Raw genomic sequence first — 18,390 nt, 5'->3', positions numbered from 1 at the left:
TCTTTACACGAATGGCGTTAACCCGGAGATTATGAAGACACATCCACAGTACGAACCCTGGCTGCAGGGCATGCTCATCATCGCGAAGCACTACCGGCTGGACTTTTCGGTGGAGCACGTTCGGGTCACGATTAACCATGAAAGTCAGTCTCCGCGCCAGCTGGTGCTGGAGGAGATGGCGCGCCAGCTAGGGCTGGGAATGCGCGTGGCGACGGATGCAACATCTCTCGATCCGTGGCGCCTGCCGCTGCTGGCGGAATTCACTGGCGGTCAAATCGCGGTCATTAACCGCATGGACAACGAAGGCAACGTCAGCCTGCAGTTCAGCGGCGACGGCGGGCTGGAGACGACGCTAACGCGGGACGCGCTCGGCTCACGGTTGAAAACGCTACTGGTGCTGCGCCCGCTAGAGTCTACGCCGGATGCCCGCGTGGACGACTACATCAAACCGTATGAGAAAAACTGGTTCTGGCAGCTGGCGCTGAAGGACTGGCGCCGCTACAGCGACATCATGCTGGTGGCGCTGGTCGCTAACGTGCTGGCGCTCTCCGGTATGGTTTTCTCCATGCAGGTGTACGACAGGGTGGTACCGTCGCAGTCGGAGGCCACGCTGTGGGTGCTGTTTGGCGGCGTCATGCTCGCCATCGTGTTTGAATTCATCATGCGCATGCTGCGCGTACATATTTCGGACGTGGTGGGGAAACGCGCCGACCTGCGCATCTCAGAACGCGTCTTTGCTCACGCGCTGCGAATTAAAAACGGGGCGCGCTCCAAATCAACCGGATCGTTTATCGCCCAGATCCGCGAGCTGGAGTCGGTGCGCGAGCTCATCACCTCGACCACCATTGCGGCGATCTCCGACCTGCCGTTCTTCCTGCTGTTCGTCTTTATTCTGTGGATGATTGGCGGCCCACTGGTGCTGGTGGTCCTGCTCGCCGTCCCGCTGCTGCTTATTCCGGGCCTGCTGGTGCAGCGCCCGCTGGGGAAACTCTCCAGCGAAGGGATGCGTGAATCCGCCATTCGTAACGCGACGCTGGTGGAGGCGGTGCAGGGTATTGAAGACATCAAGCTGATGCGCGCCGAGCAGCGTTTCCAGAACCAGTGGAACAACACCAACGACGTGGCTGCCAGCGTCGGCATGAAGCAGCGCTGGCTGACGGGGCTGCTGTTGACCTGGACCCAGGAGGTGCAGTCCATCGTCTATGCGGTAGTCCTGCTGGTGGGCTGTTACCTGGTCATCAGCGGCGACATGACCACTGGTGCGCTGGTGGGAACCTCGATTCTGGCATCGCGTACCATCGCGCCGCTGTCGCAGATCTCTGGCGTGCTGTCGCGCTGGCAGTCGGCAAAAGTGGCCCGCAAGGGGCTGGACGACCTGATGCAGCGCCCGATTGACGATCCGCAGCACGGGAAGAAGGTGCACAAAGCCTACCTGCGCGGGGATTACCGGCTGGAAGACGTCGGCTTCTACTATGACGAGGAAGAGAAACTCACCGTGCTGAACATCGGCAAACTGCAGATTCGCGCCGGTGAGCGCGTGGCGGTGCTCGGGCGTAACGGCTCCGGTAAAAGCACGCTGCTGCAGCTTCTGGCGGGCATGCAGGAGCCGCAGCAGGGGAGCATTCTGCTGGACGATATTGCTCTCAATCATCTGGACCCGGCCGACCTGCGTCGCGACATGCAGCTGCTTAGCCAGCAGGCGCGGCTGTTCTTTGGCTCCGTGCGGGACAATATCCTGATGGGGAACCCGCTCGCCACCGACGATGAAATTCATCAGGCGCTGGTGAATAGCGGCGCGCTGGAGTACGTGCGCAAACAGAAAATGGGGCTGAACACCATCATCAACGAGGGCGGAACGGGCCTCTCCGGCGGACAGCGTCAGGCGCTGCTGCTGGCGCGCGCGCTGATCACTGCCCCGAATATCCTGCTGCTGGATGAGCCTACCGCCTGGCTGGACGAGATGAGCGAGAAGCAGTTTATTCAGCATCTTCACAAATGGCTGGGCAAGCGCCGGACGCTGGTGGTAGCAACCCATCGCCTGCCGATTCTGGATTTGGTCGACCGCATTATTGTGCTGGAAAACGGCAAGGTGGTGATGGACGGCCCGCGCGACGCGATCCTGCATCAGCACGGGCTGGCGCCGCAAAAGGCGGCACAGCGCACCGTGACCATGAAGCCGGCGGCTGTAGCAGAGGAGGGGGCGGCATGAACGATTTCTCCCGTTATAACAGCCGTCTGAAAGAGCCACGCCTGCCACGATCCTCGCTGGTAGCATGGTCGCTGTTCGCCCTGCTGGCGGTGTTTATCGCCTGGGCGAGCCTGTTCCAGCTGGACGAAGTCACGACCGGCAGCGGCAAGGTGATACCGTCCTCCCATGAGCAGGTGATTCAGTCCCTGGAAGGGGGGATTATCCACAGCCTGCTGGTTCGCGAAGGCGATATCGTTGAGCGCGGTCAGCAGCTGGCACAGCTTGACCGGACTAAGACCGAGTCCAGCGTGCTGGAGAGCGAGTCTCGTCTGAACGCGGCGCTGGCAACGGCTGCGCGACTGAAGGCCGAAGTTAACGACACGGAACTCGCGTTTCCCGAGGAACTGGATGATGACGTTGAGCTGGTCAAGCAGGAAACGGCGCTCTATCAGTCCCGTCGCGAGAGCCTTGAAAAAGGGCTGGCCGGCTTACGTCAGGGCGCCGAGCTGGTGCAGCGCGAGCTGTCGTTGACCCGTCCGCTGGTGACCCAGGGGGCGGCCAGCAAGGTTGAGGTGTTACGTCTTGAGCGTCAAAAAAATGAGCTTGAGAATAAAATCACCGAGATGAAAAATCAGTATTACGTCCGCGCCCGCGAAGAGCTGGCGAAAGCCAACGCGGAGATTGAAGCCCAGCGTTCGGTGATGAAAGGGCGTGAGGACTCCCTGACCCGGCTGACCTTCAACGCGCCGGTGCGTGGGATTGTGAAGGATATTGACGTGACGACCGTGGGCGGCGTTATTCCCCCGAACGGCAAGCTGATGAGCCTGGTCCCGCTGGACGACCAGATGGTGGTTGAGGCGAAAATCTCGCCGCGCGATGTCGCGTTTATCCACCCCGGGCAGAAAGCGCTGGTGAAAATTACGGCCTATGACTACTCCATCTATGGCGGGCTGGAGGGCGAGGTGACCATGATTTCGCCGGACACCCTGCAGGACGAGGTGAAAAGAGATGTCTACTACTACCGCGTCTATATCCGCACCGACAGTAACCATCTGACCAATAAGCAGGGCAAAGACTTTCCGGTCTTTCCAGGGATGATTGCAACGGTAGATATTAAAACCGGCAGCAAAACCATCCTGGATTATCTGTTGAAACCGCTGAACAAGGCAAAAGAGGCGCTGCGCGAGAGATAAAGATTGGCGTTCGGGATACCGAACGCCATTTGTATTATACCGTTGACGTTACGTTGTTTGGGTGGCGTCGCTCCTTCGGCACCACGTTAATGTAATGAGTAACATAGGCGAAATATAATCCGGCGTAGTTTTCGACCAGTTCGAAAAACGCCGGATACACCGACAGGCGACCGTCACCGCGATCTTTAAGATAACCTGCCTCATGCGCCGATTTGATAATCCGGTTGACGTGGATCCGGGAAACAAAGAATTCTTTAGCGAGCGTGCTGGCGGAGTATTGAATAACCGCGCCGTGGGCGGATTTGTTTTTTATGGCCTGCAGGTAAAGATACAGCATAATCATGCGGCCTCCATCCTTATCAATAAATAACCCCACTTCCGGTAAAACTTTTCTGAACGTTAATCCCCTAAAAAGATATTCTGCCGCGCGGCGGAAGAAATTATTTCTCAATGTGTCATTATCCAGCAGGTTAACATCAATATTAAACGTCGGGTAAAGAATGCTGACGGGTAAAAATGCACCGGACATATAGCGTTTGAGTTCATTCAATCCTTTTTCGGTTGGGGCAATTCTCGTTTTTCGCCGGTCTTCCGTACAGCGCCAGGTCCTGATGCGTCCCGTGGTTCTGAGTAACGTAATGATCGCAATAACGCTGTTGGGGCTGGCTATTTTATAGCGGGAACATAACTCTTTTATCTCTGAGACGGATTCGGCCTGATTGCCAAATATAAAACAACACATGGAAAGAACAATGTTAAACCGTGATTCCTGAAGCATTGTCTTGTAGAACAAAGGTTGTTTTTTGTAGATGACGTCATTGATTGTGTAGTGCTCTAATATTGCCTCACTAAACCGCGGGTTGCTTTTTATAACATCCCTTCGATGTAGCAAGGCCCTGGATGAGATGTGATTATCCATAGCATTTTTCTCGTATTTGATGAGCCGATAGATGAAGTATCCAGCCTTCTTTTTCGGAATTTTCATTATACCTGAGAAAAAGTGGCTTGCGGTCGGTATTTTAAAAGAAATATAGAGTTATATTTATGTTTGGAAAAAGGGTGATTAACGCAAAGATGTTACAGTGCATGGCGTTGATAACAGTATCTTAACCTGATGGTGTATTGTAAAATTATTATACACACCGCTGTTGGTATACATACTCATAATAATAATGGCGCTTTCGTGCCCAGGAGCAGGTTATGACCCACCAAATTTCTCTCAGGAATGATGCGCGCAACGAGCGAAGATTTGTCATTTCAACCTGCGGCTTTACGTTTCAGGGATATCACCTGCTGCTCAAAAAGTACGGCATTGAGACTGCGCATATTCACTTTGATGGAGATGAGTTATCTGATCCTGACAAGGAAAATATCCTTATTCATCAAAACGCTCACATCGTAGTGTTCCTGGGAAAAGGTACGGTAGGTCTACTGGAGAGCCTGACGCGACTGGCATCCGTACTCAATGCACTTCCTGTTATTCGTCGTGTTACCCTGTATGGTGATATACCGGACAGCTGGCTGTATCGAACCCTGGGTAGTCTTCTAAATAACAGTCATCAATTATCATTGATTCGCGTAGCCAGCGTATCTGATGTAATAACCTGTTTCCACACCCACAATAATGGCTTTAAGGACCGCTCGCGCTTATTACGCGATTACTATCTGGACTGTTCTTCGTCAGAAAAGCTCAAATGGCTGACAAGAAGAGAGGTTGATGTTTTATTGAACTTCTATCGCGGCATGTCTATAAAAGACCTGTGCGACAAACTGAGGCTTTCTAATAAAACGGTTTACACCCATCGTAAAGAAGGTCTGCAGAAATTACATTGTATCAAGCGATGGTTGAATGAACCGCGCAATGTAAAAGTGGAAAGGCGGATTAAAAGCCAAAATCAAAGAGTGGACTTCACGGATAAAGAAGCGGAAGTTTTTAATGCGCTGGTGAAAAGGGAGATATTTCCCGCCTACCAGATCATTACCGATCGCGACAAGAAAGGGGTGGGGTTTGAGATACTTATTCGCTGGAATAAAAACGGTAAAATAGTCAAGCCAGCCCGTTTTCTGAATGACATCGCTAATTATGAAGTATGGCTAAAGATTACGGCTATGGTGATCCACGCCGCCGTGTCCGGGATTAATAAATATAACGGTAAATTCTATTTTTCCGTTAATATACCGCCTCGCCTGGCGTCCGGGAACGCGCTGCCAGAGATGGCCAGGAAAGCCATCGGCATGCTGCTTAACCCCCAATGGGCAGAAAAGCTGGTCTTTGAATTCGCGGAAGATATTGATGTAACGAAAGATAAAAGCATCCCAGAAACCATGCGGCACCTGCGTAAAACGGGGTGCAAACTGTTTCTTGACGACTGCTTCTCAAGCCATCATGCCATGTTCCCCGTGAGGCAGGTGCATTTTGATGGGCTGAAACTGGATCGGGACATCGTCGATCATTTTGTGGCGAACGACAACGATTATAATCTGATTAAAGCGATACAGATTTACAGCGACATGACCGGAACAGCTTGCATTGCAGAGGGCGTTGACAGTGAGGAGAAGTTTGAAAAATTAGTCGAGCTGGGTGTGAAAAACTTTCAGGGATATTATCTCTCGCGCGCCGTGAAAGAGGAGGAATTAGACCGCATGGTGAGATTGTTCAGCTAAAAAATAAAGCCCCGAAGGGCCTTGTTTATTTGCGTCCCAGCAACAGGCCAAGCACAATACCAACCGCACCCGCGGCGATAAGACCGGTGAGCGGGTTATTTCTGACCGCTTCAGTCACGTCAGAGACAGCATCGCTGGCCTGTGCGGCATATTTTTTCGCAGCACCTTTTACCTGATGCTTCGGTGAATCAACGAATTCACCGAACTGCTGCTGGGCTGAACCTGAAAGTTCATCAAATTTATTTTTTGCTTTGTCTTCAGCAAACTGGGTGTTTTTATCAGTACCGAAATCAGACATTTTTGCCTCCTTTTGTTGATAGTTAAAGGATAGCCTCTCTTTGAAAAGATGAGAGGCGGAACGCTAAATTTCGGAGGGAATTGGCCGGTTTTCGGATATATCTACACCAGAAGAGGGCGTTATTTTTCGTTCTCATCCTGGCCGTAATACAGCTTGCCAATGCGGATAAGCGGGCGGCCCTGAGACTTGCGGTGCAGGTTGCTGTCCCGAAGGGAATACACGCAGCCGCAGTATTCCTGCTGGTAAAACTGTTCCCGCTTGCTGATCTCAATCATGCGTGATGAGCCGCCCTGTTTGCGCCAGTTGTAGTCCCAGTAGACCATCCCCGGATAGCGCGCTGCCGCACGCTGGCCGCAGTCATTGATCTGCTGCATATTCTTCCAGCGAGAGATCCCCAGCGAGCTGCTGATAACGCTGAAACCATTTTCCGCCGCGTAGAGCGCCGTACGCTCGAAGCGCATATCGAAGCACATGGTGCAGCGGACGCCGCGCTCGGGCTCCCACTCCATGCCTTTGGCACGCTCGAACCAGTTATCAGTATCATAATCGGCATCAACAAACGGCACGCCGTGTTTTTCTGCAAAACGAATGTTTTCTTCCTTACGGATGAGGTATTCCTTTTGCGGATGGATGTTGGGGTTATAGAAGAAAATGGTGTAGTCAATGCCCGAGGCCTGGATAGCTTCCATGACTTCACCGGAGCAGGGGGCGCAGCAGGAGTGCAGCAGAAGTTTATCGGCGCCGTTTGGCAGGGTGAGCTGCGGGCGGATGAAGGGGGTTGTACTCATGTTGTTCTACAATATGTTAATGAAATTTATGGAATTGTAGCACAAGTTATTAATGTCTTCAGACGGTACTGGCGGGAATCGAGGATCCGCCTGGTCGGGATCCTCGCGCTGAGCGGTGCCGCTATTCGGCAAATTTGAGCAGCGCTTCGCCGTCAAGACGGTAGCGCACCCATTCGGACTGCGGCAGCGCGCCAATGCTGAGATAAAAATCGATGGCGGGCTGGTTCCAGTCCAGCACGCTCCATTCAAGGCGGCCACATTGCCGTTTTACCGCGAGTTGAGCGATATGTTTCAGCAGCGCTCTGCCCGCGCCTTTACCGCGGTAGTCCGGGGAAATGTACAGGTCTTCCATATAAATCCCGTTGCGTCCAAGCCAGGTCGAATAGCTGGTGAAGAACACGGCATAGCCGGCGATCCTGCCGTCAAACTCAGCGATCAACGCCTCGGTTTTACTGCCCGCACCAAAGAGGGTTTCCCGGATCTCGTCCGGCGTGGTTACGACCTCTTCGGGGGCTTTTTCATATACCGCCAGCTCATAGATCATGGCGTAAATAGCCGCTGCATCTTCGGGACGGGCCTGACGAAGGATTATGCTCATTGTTTTTCCTGTTATTTGCACGGTTCGCGATTGATGGCGTTAAGCATACGGAGTATTGTCCGAAGAATTAAGTGCAATGAAATCAACAACTGATGAATATTATGCATCCGGCGCTGAGACGTCTTGATTTAAACTTGCTGCCCGTTTTTGACGCCATTTACCGCCACCGTTCTGTTCGCCTCGCAGCCGACGAGCTGGCGATGAGCACCTCGGCGCTGAGCCATGCGCTGTCGCGTCTGCGCACGGCCCTTAACGATCCGCTCTTTTTTCGGGAAGGGCATCGTATGTCCCCCAGCGTGTACGCCTCTCAGCTTGCGCCTTCTATTGCTTCCGCATTGTCGTTCCTTAATCAGGAGCTGACCCCGCAGCCGGAGTTTGACGCCGCCAGCAGTACCGAAAGCTTGCAAATTGGGATTACGGATTTTACCGCGCTATGTATTTTTCCCGCCCTGATGCACAAGCTGCAGACTGCTGCCCCGGGCTTGCGTTTCGAATTGCGCTATCTGCCGCACAGCCCGGCGCTGACGGAACTCCTGGCCGGTGAAGTGGATCTGGCGCTCGGTTTCAGCACCGAGGACGATATCCGCCATCCGGAACTGGAAGAGATCGGCTGGTTTGAAGATGAGTATGTGGTCATCAGCAACGCACGCCGGACCCGGCTGACGCTGGAGGATTATCTCGCTGCCCGACACCTGGTGGTGACGCCGTGGAATGAAAAGCAGGGCGTCCTGGACGTGCGGCTCGAGCAGCTGGGCTATACGCGGCACATTGCGATCAAAACGCCGTCGATGCTGAGCGCGCCGTTTATCGTTGCGGATAGCGACCTGCTGATGGCCATTCCTCGTTACGCCGCCGAGAAGCTGGTGGCGGCGGCGGAACTGAGGATTTTTGCCTTGCCGTTCTCTATTCCCAAATTTGAGGTGAAAATTTACTCGCATAAGCGCAGCGGCCAGCGGGGGGCGACCCGATGGCTTCAGGAGGAGCTGCAAATGCTGGCGCAAGATGGCAGGGGGATGAGTGCCGGATAAGCTCAGCGCGATCTAGATTTCACGTTAAAAGTAAGTTTACATATGTAAGATAACTCATATACCATACCCCCCTATAGTATCAGGAGGGCATATGCCGCACTCACCCGAAGATAAAAAACGTATTCTTACCCGCGTCCGCCGCATTCGGGGCCAGGTTGATGCCCTTGAACGCGCGCTGGAGTCGGGCGACCCCTGTCTGGCCATCCTGCAGCAAATTGCCGCCGTGCGCGGCGCTGCCAATGGCCTGATGGGCGAAATGGTTGAAATACATCTCAAAGACGAGCTGGTGACGGGAGACACAACGCCGGATCAGCGAGCCGTACGCATGGCGGAAGTCGGCCATTTGCTGCGCTCTTATCTAAAATAAATCCACACACCTGACAAAAAGGGAAGACATGATGAAATCTCGCGCAGCTGTTGCATTTGGCCCCGGCCAGCCGCTGAAAATCGTCGACATCGACGTCGCACCGCCGAAAAAAGGCGAAGTGCTGATCAAAATCACCCATACCGGCGTGTGCCATACCGATGCATTTACCCTCTCCGGTGACGATCCGGAAGGCGTCTTCCCGTCTGTGCTGGGTCATGAAGGCGGCGGGATTGTGGTGGAAGTGGGCGAGGGCGTGACCAGCCTGAAGCCAGGCGATCACGTTATCCCGCTGTACACGGCGGAATGCGGCGAGTGTAAGTTCTGTAAATCCGGTAAAACTAACCTCTGCCAGGCCGTGCGCGCCACTCAGGGGAAAGGTCTGATGCCGGACGGCACCACCCGTTTCTCCTACAACGGTGAGCCAATCTATCACTACATGGGTACCAGCACCTTCAGCGAATACACCGTTTGCGCGGAGATCTCGCTGGCGAAGGTCAACCCGCAGGCGCCGCTGGATAAAGTCTGCCTGCTGGGCTGCGGCGTAACCACCGGCATTGGCGCGGTGCATAACACGGCAAAAGTCAAAGAGGGCGACACCGTGGCGGTGTTTGGTCTCGGCGGCATTGGTCTGGCAGTGATTCAGGGTGCGGTGCAGGCGAAGGCCGGGCGTATCATCGCGGTCGATACCAACCCGGAAAAATTCAAGCTGGCGGGTGAAATGGGCGCGACCGATTTCGTGAACCCGAAAGATCACGAGAAACCGATTCAGGACGTCATCGTTGAGATGACCGACGGCGGCGTGGACTTCAGCTTCGAGTGTATCGGCAACGTCAACGTAATGCGTTCTGCGCTGGAATGCTGCCACAAGGGCTGGGGTGAGAGCATCATCATCGGCGTGGCCGGGGCAGGACAGGAGATCAAAACCCGTCCATTCCAGCTGGTGACCGGACGCGTCTGGCGCGGCTCCGCGTTTGGCGGCGTGAAGGGGCGTACCCAGCTTCCCGGCATGGTGGAAGACGCGATGGTCGGTAAAATACAGCTCGACCCGTTCATTACCCACCGTTTGCCGCTGGAGCAGATCAACGAGGCGTTCGATCTGATGCACGAAGGAAAATCCATCCGCACCGTCATTCATTTCGGCGACAAGTAACTCTTCTGCCAGCGGTTTTTAGCCGCTGGCATTTCTTTAATAATCTTCTCTAAAGTGTGACCAGTGCGGCGTTTTTAGCCGTAATCTAAATCTCTGCCGTGCCGATGACTATCTAACAGGCGTGTTTTTGCGCATCTTACCTATAAGAGAGTCGACGGTCATGGACAACACTTCTTCGATGCAGGCGCAGCGCAAGCTGAGCTTCCTGCATCACATCAGGCTGGTTCCGCTGTTTTCCTCCATTCTCGGTGGCATTATTCTGCTGTTTGCCTTGAGTTCGGGTCTGGCGGGGTATTTCCTGCTACAGGCCGACAACGATCAGCAGGACGTTACGTCCGAAATTCAGGTGCGTATGGGGCTATCGAACAGCTCAAACCATCTGCGCACCGCGCGTATCAATATGATCCACGCCGGCGCGGCAAGCCGTATCGCAGAGATGGAGGCCATGAAGCAGAACATCCGTGAGGCGGAAACGCGCATTAAGCAGTCCCAGGATAGCTTTACCGCCTATATGCATCGTTCCGTGCGCAGCGCTGCGGACGAAGCGCTGGATGCAGACCTGAAGGCACGCTACGACGCCTATATCGCGGGCCTCCAGCCGATGGTCAAATTTGCCAAAAACGGCATGTTCGAGGCGATCATCAACCACGAAAATGAGACCGCGCGCCCGCTGGACGACGCTTACAACGCCGTTCTGCTGAAGGCGATTAAGATCCGCACCGACCGCGCCAATGCGCTGACGGCGCAGGCGCACAGCCGCACGCAGCTGGGCCTGATGTTTATGGTGGGCGCGTTTGCGCTGGCGCTGGTGCTGACCGCGATGACCTTCGTCGTGCTCCGCCGCACGGTCATTAATCCGCTGCAGCGTGCAGCGAAACGTATCGAGAATATCGCCAAAGGCGACCTGACGATGCCGGACGACGTGGCCGGACGCAGCGAAATTGGCCGCCTGACGCGCGATCTGCAAACCATGCAGCACTCCCTTGAAACAACGGTCGGCACCGTCCGTCAGGGAGCGGAGGAGATCTACCGGGGTACAAGCGAGATCTCTGCCGGTAACACCGATCTCTCATCACGCACCGAGCAGCAGGCCGCGGCGATTGAGCAGACCGCCGCCAGCATGGAGCAGCTGACCGCGACGGTGAAGCAGAACGCCGATAACGCCCATCATGCCAGCAAGCTGGCGGAAGATGCCTCCGGGAAAGCCAGCCGCGGCGGCCAGATGGTCTCCGGTGTGGTGAAAACTATGGGCAATATCTCAAGCAGTTCGAAGAAAATCTCTGAGATTACCGCGGTGATCAACAGCATCGCCTTCCAGACCAATATCCTGGCGCTTAACGCGGCGGTAGAAGCGGCGCGGGCGGGCGAGCAGGGACGCGGGTTTGCCGTAGTGGCCAGCGAAGTTCGTACCCTGGCAAGCCGCAGCGCCAACGCCGCAAAAGAGATCGAAAGCCTGATCAACGAATCGGTCTCGCTGATAGACCAGGGTTCCGGTGAGGTCGTTGCCGCAGGCAATACCATGAATGAGATCGTCGAGGCGGTGAAGCGCGTCACCGACATCATGCTGGAGATTGCCGCCGCGTCTGACGAGCAGAGCCGCGGTATCGTGCAGGTCAGCCAGGCTATTTCGGAGATGGATAAAGTGACCCAGCAGAACGCCTCGCTGGTGGAAGAGGCCTCCGCGGCGGCGGCGTCGCTGGAAGAACAGGGCGCGCGTCTGACAGAGGCGGTCGGGGCGTTTCGTCTGAGCGGCAAGGCTCAGGGGCGTACTCAACAGCAGAACTCTGCGGCAGTAAAACCTGCTGCATTACGTCCGGCGGTAGCGAATAACGGTGATAACTGGGAAACGTTCTGAGTCGCCGGCCGTGTCGGGTGGCGCTTCGCTTTCCCGACCGACAAAAAAGGGACCTTTCGGTCCCTTTTTTCATCCGTTACTGCTTATCGGGTAACGCGTACGCGATAACGTAATCACCACGATCCGGCGACTGGCGAGCGCCCCCGGCGTTAATGACGATGTACTGCTTACCGGTTTTCGGCGAGACGTAGGTCATCGGGCCGGACTGGCTGCCGACCGGCAGGCGGTCCTTCCAGATCTCTTTCCCGGTGGCGGTATCAAACGCGCGCAGGTAGAAATCCTGGGTACCGGCGAAGAACAGCAGGCCTGACTGGGTTGACAGCGACGCGCCCAGCGTTGGCATCCCGATTGGGATTGGCATGTGCATGCGAATGCCCAGCGGGCCGGTATCTTCCACGGTACCAACCGGTACCTGCCACACCAGCTTGCCGGTTTTCAGGTCAACGGCCGACATGGTTCCGAACGGCGGCTTCTGGCACGGAATGCCCAGCGGCGACAGGAAGCGCTCGCGCATTGCGCCGAACGGCGTGCCGTCCATCGGGACAATCCCCATCTCAATGCCGCTGGCGTTTTTCGCGACGTTCGCGCGCGGCACCATGTAGTTTGCCAGCCCCAGACGCATATCGTTGACGAACATCAGGCTGTTGTTCGGGTCAACGGAGACGCTGCCCCAGTTCATCCCGCCGAGCGAGCCGGGGAACTGCAGGGAACGGTCGAGACCCGGCGGGGTGAAGACGCCCTGATGACGCATCTCTTTAAACTGAATGCGGCACAGAAGCAGGTCGACAGGCGTCGCCCCCCACATGTCGGACTCGGTTAACGTCTGGTTGCCAATCATCGGCATGCCCACGGAGTACGGCTGGGTCGGAGAGTAGCGTTCACCTTCAACGTTACCCGCCGGAACTGGACGTTCCTCCACCTTCGCCACCGGCTTGCCGGTTTCACGGTTGAGCATAAAGATCATGCCCTGCTTGCTGGTCTGCACCAGTACAGGCGTGGTGCCGCCTTTGCCGTCCGGCAGGTCGTACAGCAGCGGCTGGGAAGGCAGGTCGAAGTCCCACAGGTCGTGGTGGGTGGTCTGGAAATGCCAGCGTACCTGTCCGGTGGCGGCGTCGACGGCGACGATGGAGGAACTGTACTTATCGTCCAGCGCGGTACGCTCGCCCGCCCAGAAGTCCGGGGTGGCGTTGCCGGTTGGCAGGTAGATCAGGTTCAGCTTAGCGTCGTAAGACATCGCAGACCAGACGTTCGGCGTACCGCGGGTATAAGTCTGGCCTTCCGGCGGCAGGCCGGTCAGGTTCGGGTTACCCGGATCCCACGCCCAGGCGAGCTTACCGGTGTGAACGTCGTAGGCGCGCACCACGCCCGGCGGCTCGCCGGTGGAGAAGTTATCCGCGACGCGACCGCCGACGACAACGACGTTTCCGGCAACCAGCGGCGTGGAGGTCTGCTGATAATAGCCCGGCTTGATTTCGCCCATGCCAACGCTCAGGTCAACGGTGCCATGGTCGCCAAAGTCGTCGCAGAGCTTGCCATTATCCGCATTGATGGCAATCAGACGGGCATCGGTGGTCGGCAGGAACAGGCGGCGAGGGCATGCCGCTGGCGATGTCCCGGTCTGTGACGCTGTCACGTTTGCATGATCTTCAAAGTAGCCCAGACCACGGCAACGCTGCCAGTTCGGGGCGGTGGCTTTCGAATCATAACGCCATTTTTCTTTCCCGGAATCCACGTCCAGCGCCAGCACTTTACTGTACGGGGTACAGACATAGAGCGTGTCGCCAATTTGCAGCGGCGTGTTCTGATCTTCCGCACCGGAGCCGTTGCTCTGCGGAATATCCCCGGTGTGCGCCACCCAGGCGACTTTCAGATCGCTGATGTTTTGCTTGTTAATCTGGTCCAGCGCGGCGAAGCGGTCGCCGTGGGTGGTGTTGCCCCAGTGTTCCCAGTTTTTCTGCTGTTCGCCGGGAGCAACGGGTTTCACCGGAACGGGCTCGTTCGCCGCCACGAGGGCTTGAGGCTTAAACATCCAGCCGAGGCTGACCAGCATCGCCAGTGCGAGAACCGCCGCAACGCCATAAGCCGGGGCTTTATTCGCTGCGCCGCGGTTGGCCGCGCGCAGGAAAGGCCAGACGATGGCGCAGAGGAAGGCCAGTACGGCAAAGGTGAACAGGCGCGAGAAGAGCGGCCAGAAATCCCAGCCCGCATCGCTTACCGCCCAGAACAGCGAGGCAATAAACGCGATGCCGTAAAGCACGATCCCGCTGCTGCGATTGAGGAAAATCAGGAGCGCGGCAATGACCATCACCACGCCCATTATCACGAAGTAAAAACTTCCGCCTACGGCGGCGAGCTTGAAGCCCAACCCGCCGACCGCCAGACCGATGAGCAACATCAGTCCGGCAAGGAGCCACTGCAAAATACGAGGTATCCCGCGCGGCGCGCTGCCAAATGCCATTTCTGTCTCCTTTGAATCTCTCCGCATTGCCGGGTGTGTACCATCTGGATAATAAGTGCGGGGAGAGTAATGATTAAAACGAGTGAATTCTTGTTTATATTACGATTCGCGAACCAAATGGTGAATCCGCCGTTATGATAAAACTGTTAATTTGTTTTACGCAATTGTTAATAAATCATTCCGCATTATTTGATTAACGCACAGCCCAGTTCCCTCTCCCTGTGGGAGAGGGAACTGGGTGAGGGGTGAAGGGAATCAGACAGGCATAGATTTACGGATAGCGCTCAGCAGCGTTTGTGCGCCCGTGGAAAGGGGAGTATCCACCCGGGTCAAAATACCGATGGGTTCACCCGCACCGGGGGAGGCGATCGGCAGGGCGGTCAGCGTGCCCTGACGCAAATCATCTTTTACCGCACCGGAGGGGACGAACCAGACGTAGTCATAATCCAGGGTAAGCTGGCGCGAAAGAGAAGCCGAAAGCGTTTCGATGCACCCTGAGGGTAGCGTACACCCCTGCATCTGCAGCAAGGTTTCGGCGGCCTGGCGCGGAACGGTCCCTTTCGGGCAAACCACCACTGGCCACTCCATCACCCGGCTTAACGTCACCGTGTCCTGCAGCAGGGGATGATCGGGTCGAACCACCAGCTTCAGGGATTCCAGGAACAGCAGTTCATAATTGAGACCGCCCATCAGCTCGGGGTCGGACATTCGACCGATACCAAGATCAAGCTCACCCGATTTCAGCCCCGCGAGCAGCATGGTGTTATTCATGGTGGCAACCTGAATAGTGGTATTTCGCTGCTGCTTGTGGAACTGACCAATAACGGGCGGCAGGATCCCCAGCGCCGCGGTTGGCAGGGCGCCGACGCGCACCACCTCGCTGGTCTGCTCTTCTTTTCGGTGCAGGGACTGGCCTGCGGTGTTGAGCGCATCAAGAACCTTCACGGCGTGCGTCAGGAACTGTTCGCCCACCAGAGTCAGCTGTGCCCCCAGCCGACCGCGGTCAAATAGACGGGCGCCGGTCAGCTGTTCCAGCTCGTTAAGGGTTTTTGAGAGCGCGGGCTGGCTCAGGTTAAGAGTTTCAGCCGCGCGCCCCAGCGTTCCCTGTTGAGCGACGGCCACAAATGTATGCAAATGGCGCAAGCGTATGCGCTGACTGAACAGACCATTTTTTTCCATAGGCGATGTTAAAAACAGAGCGATGCGGGTGACAAGTTAAGTTGTTTAATTTTGATAACTTGATAGCAAAATATTTTTAACATTTGATCTGTTTGAGTTACAACATGTTTTTCAGGCGAGGTGGGTGATGAACGTCCTTGTTCATTTATTGCTCACTGCGGAGGGATAAACTGCAAACCGGTTTAGATCACGCCGTCGCCGCCGTCAGAGCACCATACCTGACCGGAGGTAAAGGAACACTCATCCGAGGCCAGCGTGACGTACAGCGGGGCAATCTCGACGGGCTGTCCCGGACGACCCAGCGGGGTATCCCCCCCGAACTCCTTCACTTTCTCCATCGGCTGGCCGCCGCTGGACTGGAGTACCGTCCAGTACGGGCCGGGGGCGACCGCGTTGACGCGAATGCCTTTCGGACCCAGCTGTTTGGCTAAGGATTTGGTAAACACCGCCAGACAGGCCTTCGTCTGGGCATAGTCCAGCAGTACGGGGCTGGGCTTCACCGCCTGAACGGAGGAAGTGTTAATGATCACGGACGACGCTTTCAGGTGGCGCAGGGCGGCCTTGGTGATCCAGAAGGGGGCGTAAACGTTGGTTTTAAATGTCGCGTCAAAATCTTCAGTGGTCAGCTCTTCAAGGGATTCCCGGAACTGCTGGCGGCCTGCGTTGTTGACCAGAATATCCAGCCCGCCCAGCTTCGAAACGGCTTCTTCGACCAGATTCTGGCAAAAGGTCTCGTCCCGGACGTCTCCGGGCAGCGCGATGGCCTTGCGGCCTTCCGCTTTGATCAGGTCGATGACCTCGGCGGCATCTTTCTCTTCTTCAGGCAGATAGTTGATGGCGACGTCTGCCCCTTCGCGGGCGTAGGCGATAGCCACTGCGCGTCCAATCCCGGAGTCACCACCGGTGATCAGCGCTTTTTTGCCGGCAAGGCGGCCATGCCCTTTATAGCTTGTTTCACCGTGGTCGGGTACAGGCTGCATTTCAGACGCCAGTCCCGGCGGCGTTTGCGGCTGTTCCGGGAACGGGGGTTTCGGGTAAGCGTTCGTACGTTGTGTAGTATCACTCATAGCTGACTCCTTAAGCCAAGGGGTGAGATTTGATGGATAGTTGCAGCGTTAACGCTTCGCTGAATTATTTCTGCAAACGATCAACACGAACGACGGCAGGCGATGATTTTTTATCAAGCGAACCGTTGATACTGATCATCTGATCGGGTTTTACCGTTCTGCCGTCGAAGACTGCCTGGGGAATAATAACGTCGATTTTTCCGGTTTTATCCTGGAATACAAACTTATCGCCGCTACCGTCAATAAGATTACCGCGCAATGAAATTGTCGCGCCATCGTGCAATTGTTTTGCCTGATCGATGGTCATAATACGCGCGTCGTCGGTTCCACGATATCCGCTGTCCAGCGCGTGGGGCGGTGGCGGTGCTTCACCTTTTTGTAACCCGCCGTTATTATCTGCCCATGAAGCTGGAACCAGAAATATCAAAAAAGCGGAAATAAGTGATAATTTCATCTGATATCCTTCATTTTTGAGTGTCTTGACATATTAAGTATTGTTGCTATTCCTTTATGTGGCAAATGTGATAAGTCTTAAAAACATTTTCTTTGGAAATCAAAACTATCTTGAAATAAGCGAAACGGTGACAACGACTATGAAGCATGAAAATGAAAAGTTACCCGGGATAGATGAGAGTTATCGCTTGTTGAGGTTTGAATATTCATTTCGCCAGGTGGGTTTTGTGGTCCTTCTGGCTATTATCATCGCAGCGGTTGCTGGTCTGTTTTCCAGCGGGGTGGTGAGCGATACGGCCAAAACCAATTCCGCTAACTCATTGAGCATAAACTATGAACGCTTCGGCCGGCGGGAGACGGAGTCAAGAATGCAGGTCACCTTCCCGGTGAAGACGGAGGGCAGCTATACCCTCAGCCTGACCACCGACAGCAGCGACGTATACGAGCCCGGCAGCGTCTGGCCGCAGCCAGACAAAATGTATAGCCACGGCAAAACCCTCTATTTGGTCTATGACGACCTGCAAAAATCAGACAACTTCTCTGTTTTATACTTCACGACACCTTCCAGAGCCGGTAAATGGAACACCGTCATCCGCGTCAACAACGAGCCGGAGATTAACCTCTGGCAATTTATTTACCCCTAGGAGGCTGATATGGATATGGTCTTTCGCGCGCTGGCGATTTATCTGTTTCTCGTGGTGGTATTTAAAGTGGCAGGGCGACGGGCGCTGCTGCAGATGACCAGCTTTGATCTCATCCTCCTCTTAATTATTAGTGAGGCGACGCAGCAGGCGCTTTTGGGGCAGGATTTCTCCGTTACCGGCGCAATGATTACCATTACCACACTGGTGGTCGTTGACATAATATTTGGCCTAATGAAGAAATATTTTTCCCCGGTGGAGAATATTCTTGATGGGACCCCTGTGATTCTGGTTGAGAATGGCGTTCCATTAGCGGATAAGCTAAAAAAAGTCGACGTATCTTGTGATGATATTCTGGTGTCAGCGCGTCAAAATAATGGCATTACAGAACTTAGCGAAATTAAATATGCCATACTTGAGCGCAATGGACATATTTCAATCATTCCTGTTGAAAAATAAGAGG

Annotated in this window: 17 protein-coding genes; 9 read left to right on the top strand and 8 right to left on the bottom strand. The window is 55.2% G+C overall.

Annotated features, from left to right (window positions below; translation table 11 throughout):
• The first annotated feature begins 31 nt into the window (after positions 1-31).
• On the top strand, positions 32-2,209 hold the full coding sequence (locus IM265_RS03560) for a type I secretion system permease/ATPase (protein WP_182035568.1): 2,178 nt from the start codon (positions 32-34) through the stop codon (positions 2,207-2,209).
• Positions 2,206-3,381 (top strand): HlyD family type I secretion periplasmic adaptor subunit, encoded by a 1,176-nt coding sequence (locus tag IM265_RS03555; RefSeq protein WP_028013086.1) that lies wholly within the window; start codon positions 2,206-2,208, stop codon positions 3,379-3,381. Before IM265_RS03560 ends, IM265_RS03555 begins: the two co-directional genes overlap by 4 nt.
• A 34-nt stretch (positions 3,382-3,415) precedes the next feature.
• Here the strand turns inward: IM265_RS03555 and IM265_RS03550 are convergent, their stop codons facing one another.
• Positions 3,416-4,300 (bottom strand): MarR family transcriptional regulator, encoded by an 885-nt coding sequence (locus tag IM265_RS03550; RefSeq protein ID WP_193030839.1) that lies wholly within the window; start codon positions 4,298-4,300, stop codon positions 3,416-3,418.
• A gap of 281 nt (positions 4,301-4,581) precedes the next feature.
• Between IM265_RS03550 and IM265_RS03545 the strand changes: the two genes are divergently transcribed.
• Positions 4,582-6,045: an EAL domain-containing protein gene (locus tag IM265_RS03545; RefSeq protein WP_063438044.1), complete on the top strand. Its 1,464-nt coding sequence runs from the start codon at positions 4,582-4,584 to the stop codon at positions 6,043-6,045.
• 25 nt (positions 6,046-6,070) lie between these two features.
• On the opposite strand, the gene IM265_RS03540 is transcribed toward IM265_RS03545, so the two are convergent.
• The 3 genes from IM265_RS03540 to IM265_RS03530 all read right to left on the bottom strand — a co-directional run bounded on the left by IM265_RS03540 (position 6,071) and on the right by IM265_RS03530 (position 7,729).
• Positions 6,071-6,343, bottom strand: coding sequence for a YqjD family protein (locus tag IM265_RS03540; protein ID WP_028013089.1), 273 nt, complete (start codon positions 6,341-6,343; stop codon positions 6,071-6,073).
• Positions 6,344-6,462: 119 nt separating this feature from the next.
• Entirely contained in the window at positions 6,463-7,131 is a 669-nt protein-coding gene (locus IM265_RS03535) for an epoxyqueuosine reductase QueH (protein WP_028013090.1), read from the bottom strand.
• Positions 7,132-7,252: 121 nt separating this feature from the next.
• The gene (locus IM265_RS03530) at positions 7,253-7,729 is read right to left on the bottom strand and encodes a GNAT family N-acetyltransferase (protein WP_136343248.1); all 477 of its coding nucleotides are present in this window, start codon (positions 7,727-7,729) and stop codon (positions 7,253-7,255) included.
• 89 nt (positions 7,730-7,818) lie between these two features.
• On the opposite strand from IM265_RS03530, the gene IM265_RS03525 reads away from it, so the two are divergent.
• The 4 genes from IM265_RS03525 to IM265_RS03510 all read left to right on the top strand — a co-directional run bounded on the left by IM265_RS03525 (position 7,819) and on the right by IM265_RS03510 (position 12,129).
• A complete protein-coding gene (locus tag IM265_RS03525) occupies positions 7,819-8,757 on the top strand; it encodes a LysR family transcriptional regulator (RefSeq protein ID WP_182035573.1) in 939 nt (312 codons plus the stop codon).
• Between the two features lie 91 nt (positions 8,758-8,848).
• A complete protein-coding gene (locus tag IM265_RS03520) occupies positions 8,849-9,124 on the top strand; it encodes a metal/formaldehyde-sensitive transcriptional repressor (RefSeq protein WP_028013093.1) in 276 nt (91 codons plus the stop codon).
• A 31-nt stretch (positions 9,125-9,155) separates the two neighbouring features.
• A complete protein-coding gene (locus IM265_RS03515; protein ID WP_182035574.1) occupies positions 9,156-10,274 on the top strand; it encodes an S-(hydroxymethyl)glutathione dehydrogenase/class III alcohol dehydrogenase in 1,119 nt (372 codons plus the stop codon).
• Positions 10,275-10,434: 160 nt separating this feature from the next.
• Positions 10,435-12,129: a methyl-accepting chemotaxis protein gene (locus IM265_RS03510; RefSeq protein ID WP_048959568.1), complete on the top strand. Its 1,695-nt coding sequence runs from the start codon at positions 10,435-10,437 to the stop codon at positions 12,127-12,129.
• 76 nt (positions 12,130-12,205) lie between these two features.
• On the opposite strand, the gene IM265_RS03505 is transcribed toward IM265_RS03510, so the two are convergent.
• The 4 genes from IM265_RS03505 to IM265_RS03490 form a co-directional block, all read right to left on the bottom strand.
• Positions 12,206-14,587: a glucose/quinate/shikimate family membrane-bound PQQ-dependent dehydrogenase gene (locus IM265_RS03505; RefSeq protein WP_182035569.1), complete on the bottom strand. Its 2,382-nt coding sequence runs from the start codon at positions 14,585-14,587 to the stop codon at positions 12,206-12,208.
• A gap of 255 nt (positions 14,588-14,842) precedes the next feature.
• A complete protein-coding gene (locus tag IM265_RS03500; protein ID WP_028013097.1) occupies positions 14,843-15,766 on the bottom strand; it encodes a LysR substrate-binding domain-containing protein in 924 nt (307 codons plus the stop codon).
• 182 nt (positions 15,767-15,948) lie between these two features.
• Positions 15,949-16,833: an SDR family oxidoreductase gene (locus tag IM265_RS03495; RefSeq protein WP_028013098.1), complete on the bottom strand. Its 885-nt coding sequence runs from the start codon at positions 16,831-16,833 to the stop codon at positions 15,949-15,951.
• 64 nt (positions 16,834-16,897) lie between these two features.
• Positions 16,898-17,287, bottom strand: coding sequence for a YdeI family stress tolerance OB fold protein (locus tag IM265_RS03490; protein ID WP_193030586.1), 390 nt, complete (start codon positions 17,285-17,287; stop codon positions 16,898-16,900).
• Positions 17,288-17,426: 139 nt separating this feature from the next.
• Between IM265_RS03490 and IM265_RS03485 the strand changes: the two genes are divergently transcribed.
• The gene (locus IM265_RS03485) at positions 17,427-17,930 is read left to right on the top strand and encodes a hypothetical protein (RefSeq protein WP_048959564.1); all 504 of its coding nucleotides are present in this window, start codon (positions 17,427-17,429) and stop codon (positions 17,928-17,930) included.
• A 9-nt stretch (positions 17,931-17,939) separates the two neighbouring features.
• Positions 17,940-18,386: a DUF421 domain-containing protein gene (locus IM265_RS03480; protein WP_028013100.1), complete on the top strand. Its 447-nt coding sequence runs from the start codon at positions 17,940-17,942 to the stop codon at positions 18,384-18,386.
• Positions 18,387-18,390: the final 4 nt, after the last annotated feature.

The sequence above is a fragment of the Enterobacter cloacae complex sp. P17RS genome, from assembly GCF_014895885.1.
In the GTDB taxonomy this organism is placed as follows: Bacteria; Pseudomonadota; Gammaproteobacteria; order Enterobacterales; family Enterobacteriaceae; genus Enterobacter; species Enterobacter bugandensis.
Note: the sequence above shows the minus strand (reverse complement) of the source record. Positions and strands in the feature narration are given on the sequence as shown.

Coding starts and splice junctions, on each gene's coding strand:
- IM265_RS03530 (WP_136343248.1), bottom strand. CDS start 7,729: ATGAGCATAATCCTTCGTCAGGCCCGTCCCGAAGATGCAGCGGCTATT.
- IM265_RS03540 (WP_028013089.1), bottom strand. CDS start 6,343: ATGTCTGATTTCGGTACTGATAAAAACACCCAGTTTGCTGAAGACAAA.
- IM265_RS03480 (WP_028013100.1), top strand. CDS start 17,940: ATGGATATGGTCTTTCGCGCGCTGGCGATTTATCTGTTTCTCGTGGTG.
- IM265_RS03500 (WP_028013097.1), bottom strand. CDS start 15,766: ATGGAAAAAAATGGTCTGTTCAGTCAGCGCATACGCTTGCGCCATTTG.
- IM265_RS03555 (WP_028013086.1), top strand. CDS start 2,206: ATGAACGATTTCTCCCGTTATAACAGCCGTCTGAAAGAGCCACGCCTG.
- IM265_RS03560 (WP_182035568.1), top strand. CDS start 32: ATGAAGACACATCCACAGTACGAACCCTGGCTGCAGGGCATGCTCATC.
- IM265_RS03505 (WP_182035569.1), bottom strand. CDS start 14,587: ATGGCATTTGGCAGCGCGCCGCGCGGGATACCTCGTATTTTGCAGTGG.
- IM265_RS03515 (WP_182035574.1), top strand. CDS start 9,156: ATGAAATCTCGCGCAGCTGTTGCATTTGGCCCCGGCCAGCCGCTGAAA.
- IM265_RS03485 (WP_048959564.1), top strand. CDS start 17,427: ATGAAGCATGAAAATGAAAAGTTACCCGGGATAGATGAGAGTTATCGC.
- IM265_RS03545 (WP_063438044.1), top strand. CDS start 4,582: ATGACCCACCAAATTTCTCTCAGGAATGATGCGCGCAACGAGCGAAGA.
- IM265_RS03535 (WP_028013090.1), bottom strand. CDS start 7,131: ATGAGTACAACCCCCTTCATCCGCCCGCAGCTCACCCTGCCAAACGGC.
- IM265_RS03495 (WP_028013098.1), bottom strand. CDS start 16,833: ATGAGTGATACTACACAACGTACGAACGCTTACCCGAAACCCCCGTTC.
- IM265_RS03490 (WP_193030586.1), bottom strand. CDS start 17,287: ATGAAATTATCACTTATTTCCGCTTTTTTGATATTTCTGGTTCCAGCT.
- IM265_RS03520 (WP_028013093.1), top strand. CDS start 8,849: ATGCCGCACTCACCCGAAGATAAAAAACGTATTCTTACCCGCGTCCGC.
- IM265_RS03550 (WP_193030839.1), bottom strand. CDS start 4,300: ATGGATAATCACATCTCATCCAGGGCCTTGCTACATCGAAGGGATGTT.
- IM265_RS03510 (WP_048959568.1), top strand. CDS start 10,435: ATGGACAACACTTCTTCGATGCAGGCGCAGCGCAAGCTGAGCTTCCTG.